Raw genomic sequence first — 18,767 nt, forward strand, 5'->3', positions numbered from 1 at the left:
TACCAACAATAACAAAAATAATAGTATAAGTAATTTAAGAAACAGGCGAGAGAAGGCGACCATATGAAGAAATTAGTTTCAGTTTTGATAGTCATTGCGTTAAGTGTCATTACACTGTCTGCGTGTAGTAAAGAACAGACTAAAACGTTCGAAGGGGACGTTAATGGTAAACAAGTTATTACATCTTTAACGTATAAAGGTGATGAAGTACTTAAACAATCTACATTAGGAACACTAAAATATGAGGATTTAGGTATAGATAAAGCACAAGCCAAAGATATATTAAAAAAAGATGAAAAAGCATTTAAAGGTAATAAAGGTGTATCATTTAAAATAGATTATAAAAATGATAAAGCCGTAGAACATATTGATATTGATTATAAAAAAGCAGATATAGATCAATTGAAGAAAAAATTAGGATTTGTTTCAGTTAAAGGTAAAAATGATAAAGTGAGTCTTGATAAAACGGTTAGTCAGATGAAACGTAATGGATTAAAAGAAAAAAGTAATATGACTGATCATGACGACTAAAATATATGGCAACATTGAGCGAAACGTGTTCAATGTTGCCATTTTTATGTTAAAAAATAAAATATGTTAAATAGAGACCTAGTAATGTAAAGAATAATACAGGTAGAGTAATGAGAATGCCTGTTTTAAAATATGTTCCCCAAGAAATTTTCATGACTTTTTGTGCCAGTACATGTAACCATAACAATGTTGCTAGCGAACCAATAGGTGTTATTTTAGGACCTAAATCAGAGCCAATAACATTACTATAAACCATTCCTTCTTTAATTGTGCTAGAAACACCTGATTGTCCAATTGCTATAGCATCAGTTAAAACTGTAGGTAAGTTATTCATAATAGAAGAGAGAATTGCAGATATGAATCCCATACTCATAATACTAGCAAATAATCCATGGTTCGAAATCATTGATAAAACATGTGCCAATAAAGTAGTAATGCCGGCATTCTTCAAACCGAATACGACTAAATACATGCCTATTGAAAAGATGACAATATTCCACGGAGCACCTATAAGGACTTGTTTCGTATTTACTACTGAGGATCGGCTAGCAAGTATTAGGAATATTATCGCAATAACACCAGCAATAATTGAAACTGGAATTTGCATCCACTCACTAACAAAATAACCAATCATTAAAACAATAATAACGATCCAAGAAATATTAAATAAACGACGGTCTTTAATTACATCTTTTGGTTTATTGATATGTGAGATATCTACACGTTTAGGTATAGAATGTTTAAAATAAATCCATAAAACAACTATACTTGCGACTAATGAGAATATATTTGGGATAATCATGCGCCCCATATATTCAATAAAACCAATACCAAAGTAATCAGCAGAAACGATATTGACTAAGTTACTAATTAGGAAGGGTAAGGACGTCGTATCAGCAATAAATCCGCAGGCAATAATAAAAGGAAAGATAATCTTTTTATTGAAACCTAAATGACGTACCATAGCAAGTACGATGGGCGTTAGTATTAATGCTGCGCCATCATTGGCAAAAAATGCTGCTACTATAGCACCCAGAACCATAATTAAAATAAACATCATGAGACCATTTCCATTTGATGCACGTACCATGTGTACGGCTGCCCATTCGAAAAAGCCGATTTGGTCTAGTATTAAGGATATTAATATAATAGCCACGAAAGTAAGTGTTGCATTCCAAACAATTTGAGTGACTTCAACGACATCTAATAAACTAACAACGCCTGTAATAATTGCGATGACAGCACCTATTAAAGCGGTTATTCCGATATCTAATCCTTTAGGTTGCCAAATAACAAATAAGAGGGTTATTAGAAATATAGCAATAGCAAGGATACTCATCATTGACTATCACCTAATTTCATTGAATGACATTTACATTGTTCATTATTATTTTTAATGAGGTTTAAATGATTAAGTATTTGAGTGTAAAACGCATCATTTAATTGGTAAAATCGTTTATTTCCTTCTTTTCGAGTGGTGACAAATTGATGTGTGACTAAGATTTTCATATGATGACTTAACGTTGGTTGAGAAAATTGAAAGTATGATAATAAGTCATACGCACATAATTCACCACAAGATAGAATATCTAAAATTTCTAATCTATTTTCATCTGATAACACTTTTAATAAAATTGCTAATTGTTGATAAGTCATGATAACCTCCAAATTAAATATAGATTATCATCTATATAGATATCTGTCTATGAAGGTTTATGTAAGAAAATGACATTAAAAAAGCGACCACATTGAAGTGATCGCGTTACATTGAGCTCATTTAAGATATTAACTTTAATTTGTAATCATGAATAGTTTGTGTGCCACCATCCATTTTACGATAAATAATATGTTCAGCAGTAATTTCGGTAGGATTTGATACGCCAACAGCTGCTGCAATATTAAATAATCCTTCGTGAAGGCTTGTTACATAATTGGTTACACGATATTGTTTTTCATCAACAATTAGTCCTCTTTCTTTTTTAGGATCTGTTGTCGCAACACCAACAGGACATGTATTCATATGACATTGTTGACTCATAATACATCCTACACTTATCATCATACCGCGTGCAATATTAACTAAGTCAGCACCTAATCCTAAAGCGATTGCAATTTTATCAGGTGTAATTAATTTTCCAGATGCAAAGATTTTCACCTTATTACGAACACCGTATTTTTCTAACATACCAGAAACAATAGGTAGAGCAGTTAATAATGGAAGACCTACACCATCTTGTAATTCTTGGAATGTGGCACCAGTACCACCTTCGCCACCATCAACAGTTATAAAACTTGGATATTTATCAAGTTCAACCATAGTTTTGACTAAGTTTTCAATTTCTTCAACACGACTCACAACTATTTTAAAACCAACTGGCTTTTGGCCTAATTGTTGGATTTCATCTACCCAATTTAATAAATCAGTAGCATTATGAATAAAGTCGAAGCGGTTTGGTGAATTGATTGTTTTGAACGGTTCAACATTACGAATTTTAGCAATTTCTTCGTTTACTTTTGCACCTTCCATATGACCGCCACGAGTTTTGGCACCTTGAGCTAATTTTAATTCGAATGCACGTACATTTTTACGTTCAGCAAGTGTTTTAAATTCTTTTTTACTGAAATTACCTTCTTTATCTCTTACACCAAAAAGGCCTGGTCCAATTTGGAAAATGATATCTCCATCGCCTTTAAGATGGTATTCTGATAAACCACCTTCACCTGTATTCATCCATGTGCCAGCCTTAGATAATCCCTTAGATAAAGCAGAAATAGCATTTTTACCTAATGCACCATAACTCATCCCTGATTGACCAACTAATCGTTTGATTTTATAAGGATGCGCAAGATGTTCTCCGAGAACGACAGCGTGTTCATCAGTTAAATAATAAGGATCCACTTCCTTACTTTTACGATGTTCATCTCTACTAAATAAACGTTCATTCTCAATTTGATAAATAAAAGTTGAAAGTAGTGTGGTGTTATCCACTTTTAATTCATTTGCTTGAAGTGGAAACATTGTGTTCTGTATGTAAAATCCATCTTTATAATCTTCCATAGTACCAAAACTAGTCATTCTTGAATTATATTTTCCAGCTAATACGATATTTTTATAATCTGTACGAGAGAAGGGTTTACCTTCATTATCACCAGAAAATAGATATTGTCTTAATTCAGGCCCCATTTTTTCTGAAAGATATCTAATGCGTGCAAGTAACGGATAATTTCTTAATACACTGTGTTGTGTTTGTCGTTTATCCTTGATTAGCCAAATGATACCTAATAATAATGCACCCAATAAAAAAATCATAATAATGATGTTGACAATGAACTGCATCGTCGTTAGTACACTCATTAATATGCCCCCCTTAATCATTACTCCAACACTATGATACACCATTCTTAATGTTTTACAATGAAACCGGTTAAATTTATATTGTAGAATTTAAATTATTTTAGTTTATGAAATGTTTATGTGAGACAATTTATTTTAATTAGTGTATTCAACTGAATAATAAAATGATAAAGTAATTGTGATAAAATGCGATTTAGGAGGTGACACATGAGCCAATATAACCAATTACAACGTGACGTTTGGAATCAAAACCAAATGATGAAAAAGGATTTTTTAATCATACCTATATACATATTATTTCAAATGTTAATTCCTATTGGTACGGTATTTGGGACATTAGGATTAACAGCAATGGTAACGCAAAGACCACCGGCACAATTTTTATATAATCTTAGTTTAAGCGTGGGATTCGTGTTAGCTCAGTTTTTAACATTATTTGCCTTTTTTGTAATGCATAAATTTGATATAGCACAAGTAATGAAAAGACAATTTCATTATGCAAAACAATACACTATACATATTATGATTTCTATCGTCGTTGTATTATTAGGTCTGTTAATGGCAACATGGTTACTAGGTATATTAAACTTTGGACCAACACAATATGAACGTAGAGTAGAAGGTTTATTTAACTATCCATCTGCATTATTCTTTACCCTTATATCAATGGTTGTTTTAAGACCTATGATTGAAGTGCTTATTTATAAACACGTATTAATTCATGAATTAAGGAAAAAGTGGCATATTGTTATAGTGATTATACTTTCTATATTCATAGAAGTGCTTGTCCATGTGTATGATATGATAAATATAATGGAAATGTTGCCTTATTTGATTATTGCTATAGGTTCAACATTTGTGTATCTTAAATCTGGAATGAATTTAGCAGCAGCTTATTTATTTCAAGCAGGTATTCAACTCATTATTTTTATCGTTTTTACAGTGAAATTCTTATTAATGTAGTAATAAAATTAAAGAAGATTTAAAGGAGAATTTTATGGAAAATGAAACTACTCAACAACTATTAGATTCTGATAAATTACAGAATGAATTTGCATCAAAGAAGGTAGTTAAAAGAGATTTTTGGCTTATTCCTGCCTATATTATATTAGCGCAATTCTTATTACCAATGATTGGTATGTTAATTGCTTTTATTATATCGAATTCACTTCATATGAAGTCAGATCATAAAATTAATAATCTTATAACCAATTTTGCTACTGTATTTGGCTTGATTGGTATGGCATTAGTATTGTTATTATTTTATTTAATGCACAGAAAAACATTAATTTCCTTAGCTAAACAACGTTTTAAAGATTTGAAAAAACATTTCGCAACAATTGCGATTATTATTGTTGTTATGTATGTATTAAATATTTTGTATGGAGCTATGGTTGAATTTTTACCTGAAAAATATCAATTTGATGATACCGAAAATAATAAAATGTTAGCACAAATGTTTACATCAGGTTGGATGTGGCCAATCTTGTTTTTAGACATTGTGATCGTTACACCTATCGTAGAAGAATTACTGTTTAGACATTTATTAATTCATGAACTGGGTAAAAAATTAACTTATGTTGTTATGTATGTGTTGTCCATTTTAATATTTGCAAGTGTGCACGTAACAGATGCACAGTCACCATTTGAAATAGGGCCATATATTATTATGGCAAGTTGTTTTGTTGCAGCGTATCACTTTACTAATCGTAACTTAGCAGCGACCATAACATTACATGTAATTAATAATAGTGTCGCCTTTGTAGCGATGTTATTTACTTTATAGTTAGGCGATTGTTTAATATGATTTAGAGCTTTAAATAATCAAGTAGCCAACTAATGATTAACTTAATTGAAATCATTAGTTGGCTTTTTTATATCTGTGAAATTAATTTGATTTTGAAATGTACGCCGTTCGTTGTAGGAATAATATGAATACTGCCATTATGATAATCAATAGCTTCTTTGATAATGGTTAATCCTAAACCATGATTAACTTTGTTGGTCGCTTTAGTACTATAACCAGGTTTGAAAATATCATTTTTATTACTTGGTAATCCTTGACCATTATCTTTGTAATCAATTAAAAGAGTATTTTCAATTTTATCAAACAATATATTAATTTTTGGATTTAGATTATTATGTTCAATGCTATTTTCTATTAAGTTGATAAGACATCTTTCAAAATATAATTTATTACCATAAAAAGTTTCTTCTTGATCAAATAGAAAAGAGAGTTCTATATTGTCATAACCAATAGAGGAAACGAATTTTTCTACTGTATATTGAATTGGAAAACTTTCTTTATCATGTTTCATTTGATTTGTTTCTTTATCAAAATCTTTATTTAAACTTTGTATCAAATCTTCCATGTATTTAGCTTTTTCTGATATAAGATTTAAATATTTTTTATTTGAGTCATCAACTTCAATTATTTTTGAATAACCATAGATAGACGTTAGTGGTGATTTTAAATCATGTGAAATTTGAGAAATCCATTTTGATTTATAATAGTTAATCTGATTTTGGTATATTTTGTCTTGAAGTAATTGTTGATTTAATGATGTTAATGATTTGTGTAATTCTGGATACGTTTTACTATATTTCTTAATATTACCTTTAGTATTCGGTTGATGCAGTTTTTCCTTAGATAGATTACCAATCCAATCAATATAATAGCCTAAAGGTTTAGTTAGCTTTCTTGATACTAAATAAGAAGTAATTAACGCTAAGATGACATTGATGATTAAAGCAATTATCAAAATTTTAGGAATATCAATAAGTTTATTCGCTATATCGCTTTGAGAAATTGATTTACTTAAAATTTGATTTTGATTAGAATTTTTGTGAAATTTAATTTTGTTGTTTTGATAGTTAAAATTGTATTTATTATAATCATGAGTTGTAATACTTTGAAGTAATTGATGCGTATTAATATTCTTAGAATTTTTGATTGAAGACTGATGCTTATTTTTGTATATATAAACAATATAATTCTTTTCTTTTTTAGATATAGGAACAGCATTCGAATAATTGATGTTTTTCAAAATTAATGGTTTAACATTTTGTATTTTGGAATTTTTAGGATAAATAATATTCCCCTTATTGTTTGTTAAATATAGTTTTGCATTTTCTTCTGTTGCTAATCCCTTTAAATACGAATATGGTACATCTTCAACTTTACCAGTAATAAAATAATCAGGATCGATACTTTTAATATCAGAATATATCGCATCCAACATTGATTTTAAGATGAATAAAGAAGTGATAATGATAATTGCAAAAGACAATATTAAAAATGTCGCTAAGTATTTAAAAAACTTTAATATAAATCGTTTATTCATAATGATTATCCTTAAATATGTATCCCTTTCCACGTAATGTTTTTATAAATTCTGGATGATTAGGATCTTTTTCAATTTTTCGTCGTAACATTCTAATATGTACCATCAATGTATTGTCATCAACTGATGTTTCATATCCCCAAACTTTTGCGTAAATTTGCTCCTTAGATAAAATTTGATTTTTATTATTAATAAAATAGAAAAGTAAGTCTAGTTCCCGAGCTGTGAGTGTAACAGGTTGTTCGTTAATTTGAACTAAACCACTTTTAAAATTAACTGTTAAATGTTCATGTTTATACGTATCATTTGGTGTTTCTTTTAAATGAAGAGACACTCTATAATATAATTCCATTGGATCAAAGGGCTTTTTAATATAATCGACAACACCTTTTTCAAACCCTCTATATAATTCTATATTTTCTTCCTTAGCGGTAACGACTATTACTGAGGTAGATGATAAATCAATATACTTCATTAATTCATATCCATCTTCTGATTTTAAATTTAAATCTAATAATATGACATTGTATGTATATTGATTTATAAAGTTTAAGCCTTCTTCTATATCATCAGCCGTATCTATAGATGAAATTCCTTTAGTTGTTAAAGAAAGTTTGATTAATTCTTGAATATCTTTATCGTCTTCAATGATTAATATTTGAGAATTCATTTTATCCACCTCACAGTTATAGTTTACGCGTTATTAAATAATTAAACTATGAAACTTTCGATATTTAAGGAAAATTTAAACTTAAAATAAATGAAGCTTTATTTATATGTCATAACATGAAATTAAATAATAAGTTTAGGAGATGTTAGCAATGAAAAAAGTTCTAGTGACTTCTTGTGTTTTTATAATTTCAGTCTTAACACTATTATTCGTGAGAGAATTGGGAGAGTATTTCAATTTAACTTTCTTTAACTTCTTAGAGGGACCATACGTCATTTGTGGTATTTCTTTTATTAATACTTTATTAATCTATTTTGGTGAAATTAAAGAGAAATACGATAATAAACTAAAGATGGGGGATAATATAAAATGAAAGTCCTAGGTTATCTAATGTCTTTTTTGTTAATGATTACAGTAACTTACAATATTTTAAGATTTATTTTAGTATTCATTGAAAATAGGAGTCATAAAGATTTTGGGGTGGAAATGTTATTACACAACTCTTATATAGTTAATGGTAGTTTAATATGCACACTGATTTTGATTGTAGCTTTGGAAATCATTAATCATGCCATTGGTGAAGACAAATTTTAAAATTTTAAATTCCTGACAAACAAAAGTATTAATTTATATTATATAATGTAACAATTACTAATCTAATTAAATGGGTTTGTAGCTGTTTTTTTGATGCTACAAATATTGTAATTTTATAGGGAAGGGGGATATATTATGTCGTTGATGCGTATCATCACCTTCATATTCAGTGTATTTATCGTTGGAATGGTTGAGATGATGGTAGCTGGAATTATGAATTTAATGAGTCAGGACTTACATGTATCAGAAGCCGTAATAGGTCAACTAGTGACTTTATATGCTTTAACGTTTGCGATTTGTGGGCCAATACTTGTTAAAGTAACACAACGTTTTAAAGCTAAATCAGTCCTGTTATGGACCTTAATTGCTTTTATTATAGGGAATTTAATTATAGCAGTCGCACCTAATTTCACGATATTAGTTATAGGTCGAATTCTTTCATCTGCAGCGGCCTCATTAATTATTGTAAAAGTACTAGCGCTCACTGCAATGTTAACGCCAGCTAAAAATCGAGGGAAAATGATAGGAATCGTTTATTCAGGTTTTAGCGGAGCAAATGTGTTTGGAGTACCTGTAGGAACATTAATAGGTGATATGGTAGGTTGGCGATTTACATTTGTATTTATAGTTGTTATCAGTGTTATCGTTGGAATATTAATGATGTTTTTCCTACCTAAAGAACATGAATTAAGTCATTCTAATAACTCAAACACTAATCATAGCAATCAAGTCATATCAAAAGTATTACGTCCTGGTGAAGTTGCTAAATTTATAACAATTACATTCTTGATTTTAGTTGCAAACTCAGTCACATTTGTATATATTAATCCACTTATATTATCAAATGGTCACGAAATGTCATTTGTATCACTCGCATTATTAATTAATGGTGTTGCTGGTGTCATTGGTACATCATTAGGTGGTATTTTTGCTGATAAATGGACAAGTAAGCGTTGGTTGATTATTTCAATTACGATATTTATTGTAATGATGCTTATTTTGAACTTCATATTATCAGGTACTATTATGTTATTAATTGGTTTATTTGTATGGAATATTATGCAATGGAGTACTAATCCTGCCGTACAAAGTGGTCTTATCGAACAAGTTGAAGGCGACACAAGTCAAGTGATGAGTTGGAACATGTCTAGTTTGAATGCCGGAATAGGAATGGGTGGCATTATAGGTGGACTCGTTGTATCAAATATGTCAGTTCACTTTGTGACTTATACGAGTGCATTCATTGGATTTTTAGGTTTAATTGTTACTATAGCATTAAAAAATAATCATTTTGCTAAAAATTAAATTTTTAAGTAAACAAAAGCGTCTCCCAAAAGAGGAGACGCTTTTATTTGTATTTAAATGGTCTTTTATTGTCTTCATTATAAGGGGTCCAAGGCATTTTACTGTGTGTAGCAAAGTAACATAAATCATGTATCATTTTCGAGCTTAACTTTGTTTCATGCTGTGTAACAGATAATTGATGCGCTTTTAAAATATTCAAGTTACCAAACCAAAAAATCATATCTAAAATATGATATGCACTTTTATAGTACTTACTATCAGTACGATACCACTTGAAACAAGCTAACCATATATGTGGGTTATGCTTCATGTCATTTAAGAAACGATGTACTGGCTGTTGAAAAATATACTTGGTAATACAATCTGATTGCTGTTTGGCAGATATCGCTTCCGTCGAATCGATATTAACTTTATTAAATGACATGGCTTCAACAAATCGTTCGGGAGATAGTTTGCGTGATTCATTTTTTATATAAATATCACCTTCATTTTTCGTATATGAAACGAAGATGGGTTTTGAAAAGTTAGCATTATTAAAGTCCATATCAGCTGTTTGAATGGGTGCATATATTAATTCCAATCCTTTTGAATTCCCTCTAGATGTTTGATCTAACATCATAATATTTAATATATCGTCAGTCGATAATGCATCTATTGAGACATTAGGACATTGTTTTGAGATTAAGTTACTAAATCTTTGAGCTTTATCATATCCTATTGTTGGGCTATCTAAGTTTAAGATGCCACTTAGCAACATTACTTTATGGAAGTATGGATAAGTATGAGGTAATTGCATTAAAGCCATGATGCTCATACTTCCTGCTGATTGTCCCATTAATGTGACATTGTTAGGATCACCGCCGAAATCTTCAATGTTTTGGTGAACCCATTTTAAAACATTTAGTTGGTCAGATAATCCATTATTTAAATCATAATTAGAATTGATATAAGACCAATCTAAAAATCCCCATGCACCTAAACGATAGTTAAAAGTGACGACAATGACATCTTCTTGTTTTACAACATTTTTAGGAGAGTATAATTCGGCATTAGCATGACCATTGATAAAGCCTCCACCGTAAAAATAAATAATAACTGGACGTGATTCAGAATGGTGATGCTGTCGCCATATATTCAAATATAGACACTCTTCATGTTGAGAAAATTGATTGAAATGGTAGTCATCATCATTTGAGAAAAAGTCTTCAAGTTGATTATAAGGTTGAGGAGGAATACTTTGAACATGTGTTGCATGTATAGCTTCAGACCATTGTTTATAAACTTTAGAATGATTAAAACGTCCATTAGACAAGGTGGCATACGGAATACCAAGAAATGTATCTATACCATCTTTATGAATACCATTAATTTCTCCATTGCTTGTTTTCACGTTCACCATACACACCACTCGTCCTCTCAATTCGTACTATATATTCACTATATAATAAATGATTGATAACTTCTAACAACATACAAAAAACTGCTAAAGACTATTTTTAGTCATTAGCAGTTTTCAATATATTATTTATTTTGTTCTTGCTCTTCTTGTTGTTCTTGACGTTTTTCGGCGATTTTTTCGCGTCTTTCACGACGTTTACGTTTCTTAAGTTTATCACCCATATTGCTGTTCATTTTCTTAGCGCGTCTGAAATAGACACTTTCGAATGAACTAATTGCACCTAATTGATAGAAAATAAGGGCAACAGTAATGATAACTAAGAAATCCCATGGATAGTGAATCCAGTTTAAACCTTTGAACTCTTTACTACCGATAAATGATAGGAAAGAAAGTACAATTAGGTAAATGATAATCCATAAACTTCCGCCGATTTGTTTTTTAGTGTTTTTCCAATTCATTTTATATTCATAGAAGAAATAAATTGGTAAACCTAAAATAATGATTAAAATAACTTCTGCAGTCGTTGGCCACATAGCCCAATAAATAGCTAATGAAGCAAGTACGAATGACAGTGGTGCCATGAATTTTAAAATTCTAGCTCTGAATGGACGCGTCATCTTAGGTCCCATTTTACGTAATGCGATAACTGTTGTTGGACCTGTTAAATAAGCAACTAATGTTGCAGTTGAAATAACGGCTGCTAGTGTACCCCAATCGCGGAATAATGTCACCATTACCATACTGATAATAGCATTAAAGACAATTGCAACACGTGGGATTTTATATTTTTCATTCATTTTTCCTAAGAATTTAGGAATGTGACCATTTTTTTCCATTGCACGTAACACACGACCTGTTACAGCAACAAATGATACACCAGTACCAAATGGTGATACTACAGCTTCAATATAAAGTAAAATAGCTAACCAATTTAATCCTAATAAAATAGCCATATCAGCGAATGGAGAGTTAAAGTTAATACCGCTCCAACCATGTTCATGAATCATTGATTGTGGCATTGAAGTGATAAATGTACTTTGTAAAATAACATATAGTACAGCACTAATAGTTAATGAAATTGCAATACCACGTGCGATATTTTTTTCAGGACTCTTGATTTCTGATCCCATATTAATGATTGTTTGGAATGCATTAAATGAGAAGATAATACCAGACATTGTAGTCGCAGCAAATATTGGTGCACTTCCGTATGGCATGAATGTACCTACAGAATGACCATAATTACCAGTGTCAAATCCAGATACCATTAACATGATAATTGTTAATAATGGTACACCTAATTTAAAGAATGAAATTAAGCTAGTAAATGACGTTAGTAATTTTACTGACCAATAGTTTAATAATGAAAAGATGATAATAATAGCATAAACGGCGAATAAACCAGAAGTACTTATCGAACCGTCTTTCATTAAGGCACTCATTGGCTTAGCCCAATCCCAAGGCCAAGAACTCATATATTGAACAGCAGATACTGCTTCAATAGGGATAATCGTTACTAGTGATACCCAGTTTGCCCAAGCGGCTATGAAACCAAGTAGTGAACCATGTGTATATTGAGCATAGTTACTCATACCACCCGATTGTGGGAACATAGTTCCAATTTCTATGTAGTTATAAGCAATTGTTCCTATAACTACGAATCCAATAATCCAAGAAATGATAGCTGCTGGGCCTGCAACAGAAGATGCTTCCCATGCACCGAATAACCAACCTGAACCAATTAATGATCCTAGTCCGAGTAACACTAATTGGGGCAGATTAATCTTGCTGTTATTCGATTCTGTTTCATTTTTATTTGCCATATTGACTCCTCATTCTTTTATATTCTGAAAATACTACGCCATTATTATACGCTAGTTAAAATATTAGTCAAATGCATATATTGTAATTTTTGTATAAATGTATAAAAATAGTGTTTTAAATATTTTGGTATATAATAGTGAATAAATCACTGGAAAAAGTAGAAAGTAGGGCAAACAAATGAGTAGTCAAAAAAATATCAATGCTGATGTGGAAGCATTTTTAAAAAAGGATAGTCAATGGAAAGATGAATTCAATTATTTAAGAGAGACCATTGTAAATTTTGATGATTTAGAAGAAACAATGAAATGGATGCACCCTTGTTACACAATTAATAATAAAAACGTTGTTTTAATACACGGGTTTAAAGAATATGTTGCGGTTATGTTTTTCAAAGGTGCATTAATAGAAGACAGTTACAACACGCTAATTCAACAAACGAAAAACGTACAATCTGCAAGACAGTTACGATTTGAAAAATTAGAAGATATTCAATCACGAAAAGAAGAAATTATTGATTATGTGAAACAAGCGATAGACATTGAAAAAGCAGGTAAAGAAGTAAAATTAAAGAAAACAGAGGACTATGAAGTTCCAGATGAACTACAACAACAATTTGATAAAATGCCAGAGTTAAAAGAAGCATTTAAACAATTAACACCTGGGAGACAACGACAATATTTACATCATATCGGAGAAGCAAAACGCGCAGATACTAGACAAAAGCGTGTGGATAAATATATTAATCATATCCTTGAAGGTAAAGGTATGCATGATAAGTAATAACTAAGCGAAGCTAACAGTAATCATATACTGCTAACTTCGCTTAGTCTTTTTATATAGTAAGAGTTTAAACAATGCCAATGATTATTAATGGAATCTCATGCCACCATCAACGATGATTGTTTGGCCAGTAATATAGTCTGAATCTTTACCAGCTAAAAAGCTAACAACATTGGATACATCTTCTGGTTGGGATAGTTTTCCTAAAGCAATTTGATCAGTAAATTGTTTCCATCCCCAAGATTCAGGTTGGCCAGCTTCTTCAGCTGTTTTTTTAGCTATGCCTTCCATCATTGGTGTATGGACAATACCTGGTGCAAATGCATTTACTGTGATAGATTCATGTGCTAAATCGCGTGCCGCAACTTGCGTTAAGCCTCTTACAGCAAATTTACTACTACTATAAAGTGATAATCCTGCATTTCCTTCAACACCAGCTTGTGATGTGGCGTTAATAATTTTACCACCATGACCTAACTGTTTAAATTGAGCATGTGCTGCTTGAATACCCCATAGTACACCTTTCACATTGACACCATATACTTTGTCAAAGTCTTCAGGGGTAATAGAATCAATAGGTGTCATAGGACCTAAACCTGCATTACTTACTAGTACGTGTAAGTCTCCAAAGTGTTCTACTGTTTGATTCATCGCATTGAATACATCGTCTCGATTTGAAACATCAGCTTTGATTGCGATTACTTTTGAATCATCTTGTGATAGAGCATGTGCTGCTTGATTTGCACCTTCTCCATTGAAATCTACAATAGCCAATTTAAAACCATCTGAGAATAAACGTTTAGCAATTTGATAACCAATACCTTGTGAGCCACCAGTTACAACTGCTACTTTATTTTGTTCATTCATTTTTAACCCTTCTTTTTATTTTTTTTAATACAATTTCAAAATATCACAAAAGAACATTAGGTATTCATAAATGTGTAACATAAAAATACTTTTCGATTTATTGTCATTAATTATTAAAATAACTTTCACAATTCATAATTTTAAGCTAGAAATACAATGTTTATCGTTTTGTAATTCAAATTAAAATTATGAATATCTTTATAAATTTGTTAAGTTTAAATAAATGAATTTTGTAAAAACGCAATATGTTTATTAAAATTATATAGGGTATATATTTATATCGTTGTCGAATATGCATACATAGAAACCTAAAGCCAATGTTATACACATAGCAGTAACATAATGACATCTTTTTAAAATTAAACATTGAAGGTAAAGACCATCGTATGCTTGTTCAACCAATATTATTTATTAGTTAACAACTGTTCTGCTGGTCTTTTAAATTGTATAGTGATATTCGCCATTTTTTACTTAATGGAAGGGGAAAATAATCATGTTAAGTATTAAGAATTTAACCAAGATTTACTCTGGGAATAAAAAGGCAGTTGATAATTTATCACTTGATATTGAATCAGGAGAGTTTATCGCATTTATTGGGACGAGTGGTAGTGGTAAGACAACTGCATTAAGAATGATTAACCGAATGATTGAGGCCACTGATGGAGAAATCCAGATGAATGGCAAAGATGTTCGTCATATGAATCCCGTGGAATTAAGAAGAAGTATCGGTTATGTTATTCAACAAATTGGTTTAATGCCGCATATGACAATTAGAGAAAATATTGTATTAGTACCTAAATTATTAAAGTGGTCTAAAGAAAAGAAAGATGCAAAAGCAAAAGAGTTAATTCAACTTGTTGATTTACCAGTTGAATATTTAGATCGCTATCCAGCTGAATTATCTGGTGGACAACAACAACGTATTGGTGTAGTGAGAGCACTAGCTGCTGAACAAGATATCATTTTAATGGATGAGCCTTTTGGTGCGCTTGATCCGATAACTCGAGATACATTACAAGATTTAGTTAAAGAATTACAACGAAAATTAGGTAAAACATTTATTTTCGTAACACATGACATGGATGAAGCAATTAAACTCGCAGATAAAATTTGCATCATGTCACAAGGTAAAGTTGTGCAATTTGATACGCCAGATAATATATTAAGAAACCCAGCCAATGATTTCGTTAAAGACTTTATTGGTCAAAACAGATTGATCCAAGATAGACCAAATATGAAAACAGTTGAAGGTGCCATGATTAAACCTGTTACTGTTCATGCAGATGATTCATTGAATGATGCAGTTAATATCATGCGTGAGAGACGTGTAGATACAATATTTGTGGTGAATAGCCATGACAAACTACTTGGTTTCTTAGATATAGAAGATATTAACCAGGGTTTAAGAGCTAAAAAAGAACTGATTGATACAATGCAACGTGATATTTATAAAGTACATATTGATTCCAAATTACAAGATTCAGTTAGAACTATTTTAAAACGTAATGTGAGAAACATACCTGTTGTTGATAATGACAATAAATTAATAGGTCTTATCACACGTGCAAACTTAGTTGATATCGTATATGACTCCATTTGGGGCGACGGTGATACTGAAATGTCAGAATCTGTAGAGCCAAATGAGACAAACATTTCAAATGGGAATGAATCTTTAAATAATCTTCACAATCAAGACGACACTCATCAACATGTGAATACATCTTCTATAAACGAGATGAATAAAGATGAAGCGGGAGATGAACGATAATGAAAGCATTTTTGAATGAATATGGAAGCCAGCTCGTATCAAAGACGATTGAACATTTCTATATTTCTATCATTGCTTTATTAATTGCAATCGTCGTAGCTGTTCCTGTTGGCATCTTATTATCTAAAACGACTAAAACTGCTAATGTTGTATTAACGATAGCTGGCGTACTTCAAACGATACCGACTTTAGCTGTATTGGCCATTATGATACCTATTTTCGGAGTAGGTAAGACACCTGCCATTGTTGCATTATTTATTTATGTATTATTACCGATATTGAATAATACTGTATTAGGTGTCAAAAATATAGACAAAAATGTTATACAAGCTGGACAAAGTATGGGTATGACACAATTTCAATTAATGAAAGATGTCCAATTGCCTCTAGCTTTACCATTAATTATTAGTGGCATTAGACTTTCAAGTGTTTATGTCATCAGCTGGGCTACTTTAGCGAGTTATGTTGGTGCTGGTGGACTAGGAGACTTAGTATTCAATGGATTAAATTTATATCAACCACCTATGATTATTAGTGCAGCTATTTTAGTTACATTGTTAGCATTAATTGTCGACATGCTATTATCATTAGTTGAAAAATGGGCGGTACCTAAAGGATTAAAAGTATCTAGATAAGAAAAGGGAGGATGTAACAATATGAAGAAACATATTAAATATACAGTGATTCTTATTGCCTTGTCCCTCTTAGTATTATCTGGATGTAGTTTACCAGGTTTAGGTGACGGCAATTCAAAAGATGATGTTAAAATCACGACTACTGAAACAAGTGAAACAAAGATTATTGCAAATATGGAGAAACTAATGATTGAACATGAAACTAAAGGCAAAATCAAGCCGACAATCATTGGGAACTTAGGATCAAGTATTATTCAACATAACGCATTGCAACGCGGCGACGTTAATATGTCAGCTGTAAGATACACAGGTACAGAATTAACTAGTGTGTTAAATGCAAAACCAACAAAAGATCCTAAAAAAGCGATGTCTGAATCACAAAAGCTTTTCAAGAAAAAATATGATCAAAAATATTATAATTCATTAGGATTTGCGAACACGTACGCATTTATGGTGACAAAAGAAACAGCTAAAAAATACCATTTAGAAAAAGTTTCAGACTTAGAAAAACATAAAAACGACTTGAAATTAGGTATGGATACACAATGGATGAATAGAGCAGGAGATGGATATCCAGCCTTCGTTAAAGATTACGGATTTAAATTTGCAAGTGCACGACCAATGCAAATAGGTTTAGTATATGATGCACTAAAAAATAAAAAATTGGATGTAGCTGTGGGATATTCTACTGATGGACGTATTGCAGCTTACGATTTGAAAATTTTAAAAGATGATCGTAAATTTTTCCCACCATATGATGGTAGTCCATTGGCTACAGAAAAAGTGATTAAAGATAATCCAAAAATTGATACAGCTTTGAAAAAGTTAGAAGGTAAAGTTTCAACTAAAGAAATGCAAAAGTTAAATTATGAAGCTGACGGTAAAGGGAAAGAACCTGCAATTATTGCAGAAGAATACTTGAAAAAACATAACTATTTTGATGGTGACAAAAATAGTAAGAAAGGTGGTCAATAATTATGAAAGGTAATTTATTCCAATCTATTATTGAATATTATTCATTGAACTTTGGCTACCTTATGGAATTATTCTTTAAACATTTATTAATGTCAGTTTACGGTGTACTGTTTGCTTGTATTATAGGTATTCCATTAGGCATTGTCATAGCTCGATATAAGAAACTAGCTTGGCCTATTATTACAATTGCTAATATTATTCAAACAGTACCAGCCATAGCAATGCTTGCGATTTTGATGTTAGCTATGGGACTAGGTCCAACAACTGTTGTTGTAACAGTTTTCTTATATTCGCTACTCCCAATTATTAAAAATACTTATACAGGTATTGTAGATGTAGATGAAAATATTAAAGATGCTGGTAAGGGTATGGGAATGACTAGAAACCAAGTATTACGAATGATTGAGTTACCATTATCTTTATCAGTGATTATAGGTGGCATTCGTATTGCACTAGTAGTTGCAATCGGTATTGTTGCTATTGGGTCATTCATTGGTGCACCAACACTTGGTGATATTATTATTCGTGGAACTAACTCAACAGACGGTACAACATTCATTTTAGCAGGAGCGATACCAATTGCTTTAATAGCTATTTTAATTGATTTAGGATTACGTTTCTTAGAAAAACGACTAGATCCAACTCGTAAAAACAAAAAGAAATTTGAACATCAACCACAACAAATTAAATAAATATAAAACAAGGTCAGGACTACTTTCA

The 18,767-nt window shown here is 31.0% G+C and carries 17 protein-coding genes; 9 read left to right on the forward strand and 8 right to left on the reverse strand.

The window, feature by feature from the left end:
- Positions 1-63 precede the first annotated feature (63 nt).
- Positions 64-531 (forward strand): YehR family lipoprotein, encoded by a 468-nt coding sequence (locus NSQ15_RS01980; RefSeq protein WP_029056122.1) that lies wholly within the window; start codon positions 64-66, stop codon positions 529-531.
- A gap of 49 nt (positions 532-580) precedes the next feature.
- Here the strand turns inward: NSQ15_RS01980 and arsB are convergent, their stop codons facing one another.
- The 3 genes from arsB to NSQ15_RS01995 form a co-directional block, all read right to left on the reverse strand.
- On the reverse strand, positions 581-1,870 hold the full coding sequence (gene arsB, locus NSQ15_RS01985) for an arsenite efflux transporter membrane subunit ArsB (protein ID WP_340747182.1): 1,290 nt from the start codon (positions 1,868-1,870) through the stop codon (positions 581-583).
- Complete coding sequence (locus tag NSQ15_RS01990; protein ID WP_154874071.1) at positions 1,870-2,187, reverse strand: ArsR/SmtB family transcription factor; 318 nt, start codon at positions 2,185-2,187, stop codon at positions 1,870-1,872. The genes arsB and NSQ15_RS01990 overlap by 1 nt, the downstream gene beginning before the upstream one ends.
- Before the next feature lie 121 nt (positions 2,188-2,308).
- The gene (locus tag NSQ15_RS01995) at positions 2,309-3,886 is read right to left on the reverse strand and encodes an FMN-binding glutamate synthase family protein (protein WP_046467035.1); all 1,578 of its coding nucleotides are present in this window, start codon (positions 3,884-3,886) and stop codon (positions 2,309-2,311) included.
- 207 nt (positions 3,887-4,093) lie between these two features.
- Between NSQ15_RS01995 and lnsB the strand changes: the two genes are divergently transcribed.
- The gene (gene lnsB / locus NSQ15_RS02000; RefSeq protein ID WP_154835321.1) at positions 4,094-4,849 is read left to right on the forward strand and encodes a CPBP family lipoprotein N-acylation protein LnsB; all 756 of its coding nucleotides are present in this window, start codon (positions 4,094-4,096) and stop codon (positions 4,847-4,849) included.
- A gap of 34 nt (positions 4,850-4,883) precedes the next feature.
- Complete coding sequence (locus tag NSQ15_RS02005; RefSeq protein ID WP_154835319.1) at positions 4,884-5,672, forward strand: CPBP family intramembrane glutamic endopeptidase; 789 nt, start codon at positions 4,884-4,886, stop codon at positions 5,670-5,672.
- 88 nt (positions 5,673-5,760) lie between these two features.
- Here the strand turns inward: NSQ15_RS02005 and NSQ15_RS02010 are convergent, their stop codons facing one another.
- Positions 5,761-7,230, reverse strand: a complete 1,470-nt coding sequence (locus tag NSQ15_RS02010) for a HAMP domain-containing sensor histidine kinase (protein ID WP_340746893.1) — start codon at positions 7,228-7,230, stop codon at positions 5,761-5,763.
- Positions 7,223-7,900 (reverse strand): response regulator transcription factor, encoded by a 678-nt coding sequence (locus tag NSQ15_RS02015; protein WP_154874073.1) that lies wholly within the window; start codon positions 7,898-7,900, stop codon positions 7,223-7,225. Before NSQ15_RS02015 ends, NSQ15_RS02010 begins: the two co-directional genes overlap by 8 nt.
- Positions 7,901-8,629: 729 nt before the next feature.
- Between NSQ15_RS02015 and NSQ15_RS02020 the strand changes: the two genes are divergently transcribed.
- A complete protein-coding gene (locus NSQ15_RS02020) occupies positions 8,630-9,799 on the forward strand; it encodes an MFS transporter (RefSeq protein WP_017637564.1) in 1,170 nt (389 codons plus the stop codon).
- Between the two features lie 43 nt (positions 9,800-9,842).
- Here the strand turns inward: NSQ15_RS02020 and NSQ15_RS02025 are convergent, their stop codons facing one another.
- Both NSQ15_RS02025 and NSQ15_RS02030 read right to left on the reverse strand, forming a co-directional pair.
- The gene (locus NSQ15_RS02025; protein WP_154835312.1) at positions 9,843-11,198 is read right to left on the reverse strand and encodes a carboxylesterase family protein; all 1,356 of its coding nucleotides are present in this window, start codon (positions 11,196-11,198) and stop codon (positions 9,843-9,845) included.
- 122 nt (positions 11,199-11,320) lie between these two features.
- A complete protein-coding gene (locus NSQ15_RS02030) occupies positions 11,321-13,021 on the reverse strand; it encodes an APC family permease (RefSeq protein ID WP_154874079.1) in 1,701 nt (566 codons plus the stop codon).
- Positions 13,022-13,199: 178 nt separating this feature from the next.
- Here NSQ15_RS02030 and NSQ15_RS02035 point away from each other — a divergent pair, with 178 nt between their 5' ends.
- Positions 13,200-13,802, forward strand: a complete 603-nt coding sequence (locus NSQ15_RS02035) for a YdeI/OmpD-associated family protein (protein WP_017637567.1) — start codon at positions 13,200-13,202, stop codon at positions 13,800-13,802.
- Positions 13,803-13,889: 87 nt separating this feature from the next.
- Here the strand turns inward: NSQ15_RS02035 and NSQ15_RS02040 are convergent, their stop codons facing one another.
- The gene (locus NSQ15_RS02040; protein ID WP_340746894.1) at positions 13,890-14,669 is read right to left on the reverse strand and encodes a (S)-acetoin forming diacetyl reductase; all 780 of its coding nucleotides are present in this window, start codon (positions 14,667-14,669) and stop codon (positions 13,890-13,892) included.
- Positions 14,670-15,162: 493 nt separating this feature from the next.
- On the opposite strand from NSQ15_RS02040, the gene NSQ15_RS02045 reads away from it, so the two are divergent.
- The 4 genes from NSQ15_RS02045 to NSQ15_RS02060 are packed head-to-tail and all read left to right on the forward strand — an operon-like array spanning position 15,163 to position 18,739.
- Positions 15,163-16,437 carry a betaine/proline/choline family ABC transporter ATP-binding protein gene (locus tag NSQ15_RS02045; protein ID WP_154835306.1) on the forward strand — a complete coding sequence of 425 codons (1,275 nt, stop codon included), beginning with the start codon at positions 15,163-15,165 and terminating at the stop codon, positions 16,435-16,437.
- Positions 16,437-17,072 carry an ABC transporter permease gene (locus NSQ15_RS02050; RefSeq protein ID WP_029056137.1) on the forward strand — a complete coding sequence of 212 codons (636 nt, stop codon included), beginning with the start codon at positions 16,437-16,439 and terminating at the stop codon, positions 17,070-17,072. The genes NSQ15_RS02045 and NSQ15_RS02050 overlap by 1 nt, the downstream gene beginning before the upstream one ends.
- Positions 17,073-17,093: 21 nt before the next feature.
- Positions 17,094-18,047 carry an osmoprotectant ABC transporter substrate-binding protein gene (locus NSQ15_RS02055; RefSeq protein WP_154835304.1) on the forward strand — a complete coding sequence of 318 codons (954 nt, stop codon included), beginning with the start codon at positions 17,094-17,096 and terminating at the stop codon, positions 18,045-18,047.
- 2 nt (positions 18,048-18,049) lie between these two features.
- Positions 18,050-18,739 (forward strand): ABC transporter permease, encoded by a 690-nt coding sequence (locus NSQ15_RS02060; protein WP_017637572.1) that lies wholly within the window; start codon positions 18,050-18,052, stop codon positions 18,737-18,739.
- The last annotated feature ends 28 nt before the right edge of the window (positions 18,740-18,767 follow it).

Origin of the sequence: Staphylococcus sp. FSL W8-0774 (assembly GCF_038006785.1) — a bacterium.
Taxonomy (GTDB): Bacteria; Bacillota; Bacilli; order Staphylococcales; family Staphylococcaceae; genus Staphylococcus; species Staphylococcus pasteuri.

Coding starts and splice junctions, on each gene's coding strand:
- NSQ15_RS01980 (WP_029056122.1), top strand. CDS start 64: ATGAAGAAATTAGTTTCAGTTTTGATAGTCATTGCGTTAAGTGTCATT.
- arsB (WP_340747182.1), bottom strand. CDS start 1,870: ATGAGTATCCTTGCTATTGCTATATTTCTAATAACCCTCTTATTTGTT.
- NSQ15_RS01990 (WP_154874071.1), bottom strand. CDS start 2,187: ATGACTTATCAACAATTAGCAATTTTATTAAAAGTGTTATCAGATGAA.
- NSQ15_RS01995 (WP_046467035.1), bottom strand. CDS start 3,886: ATGAGTGTACTAACGACGATGCAGTTCATTGTCAACATCATTATTATG.
- lnsB (WP_154835321.1), top strand. CDS start 4,094: ATGAGCCAATATAACCAATTACAACGTGACGTTTGGAATCAAAACCAA.
- NSQ15_RS02005 (WP_154835319.1), top strand. CDS start 4,884: ATGGAAAATGAAACTACTCAACAACTATTAGATTCTGATAAATTACAG.
- NSQ15_RS02010 (WP_340746893.1), bottom strand. CDS start 7,230: ATGAATAAACGATTTATATTAAAGTTTTTTAAATACTTAGCGACATTT.
- NSQ15_RS02015 (WP_154874073.1), bottom strand. CDS start 7,900: ATGAATTCTCAAATATTAATCATTGAAGACGATAAAGATATTCAAGAA.
- NSQ15_RS02020 (WP_017637564.1), top strand. CDS start 8,630: ATGTCGTTGATGCGTATCATCACCTTCATATTCAGTGTATTTATCGTT.
- NSQ15_RS02025 (WP_154835312.1), bottom strand. CDS start 11,198: ATGGTGAACGTGAAAACAAGCAATGGAGAAATTAATGGTATTCATAAA.
- NSQ15_RS02030 (WP_154874079.1), bottom strand. CDS start 13,021: ATGGCAAATAAAAATGAAACAGAATCGAATAACAGCAAGATTAATCTG.
- NSQ15_RS02035 (WP_017637567.1), top strand. CDS start 13,200: ATGAGTAGTCAAAAAAATATCAATGCTGATGTGGAAGCATTTTTAAAA.
- NSQ15_RS02040 (WP_340746894.1), bottom strand. CDS start 14,669: ATGAATGAACAAAATAAAGTAGCAGTTGTAACTGGTGGCTCACAAGGT.
- NSQ15_RS02045 (WP_154835306.1), top strand. CDS start 15,163: ATGTTAAGTATTAAGAATTTAACCAAGATTTACTCTGGGAATAAAAAG.
- NSQ15_RS02050 (WP_029056137.1), top strand. CDS start 16,437: ATGAAAGCATTTTTGAATGAATATGGAAGCCAGCTCGTATCAAAGACG.
- NSQ15_RS02055 (WP_154835304.1), top strand. CDS start 17,094: ATGAAGAAACATATTAAATATACAGTGATTCTTATTGCCTTGTCCCTC.
- NSQ15_RS02060 (WP_017637572.1), top strand. CDS start 18,050: ATGAAAGGTAATTTATTCCAATCTATTATTGAATATTATTCATTGAAC.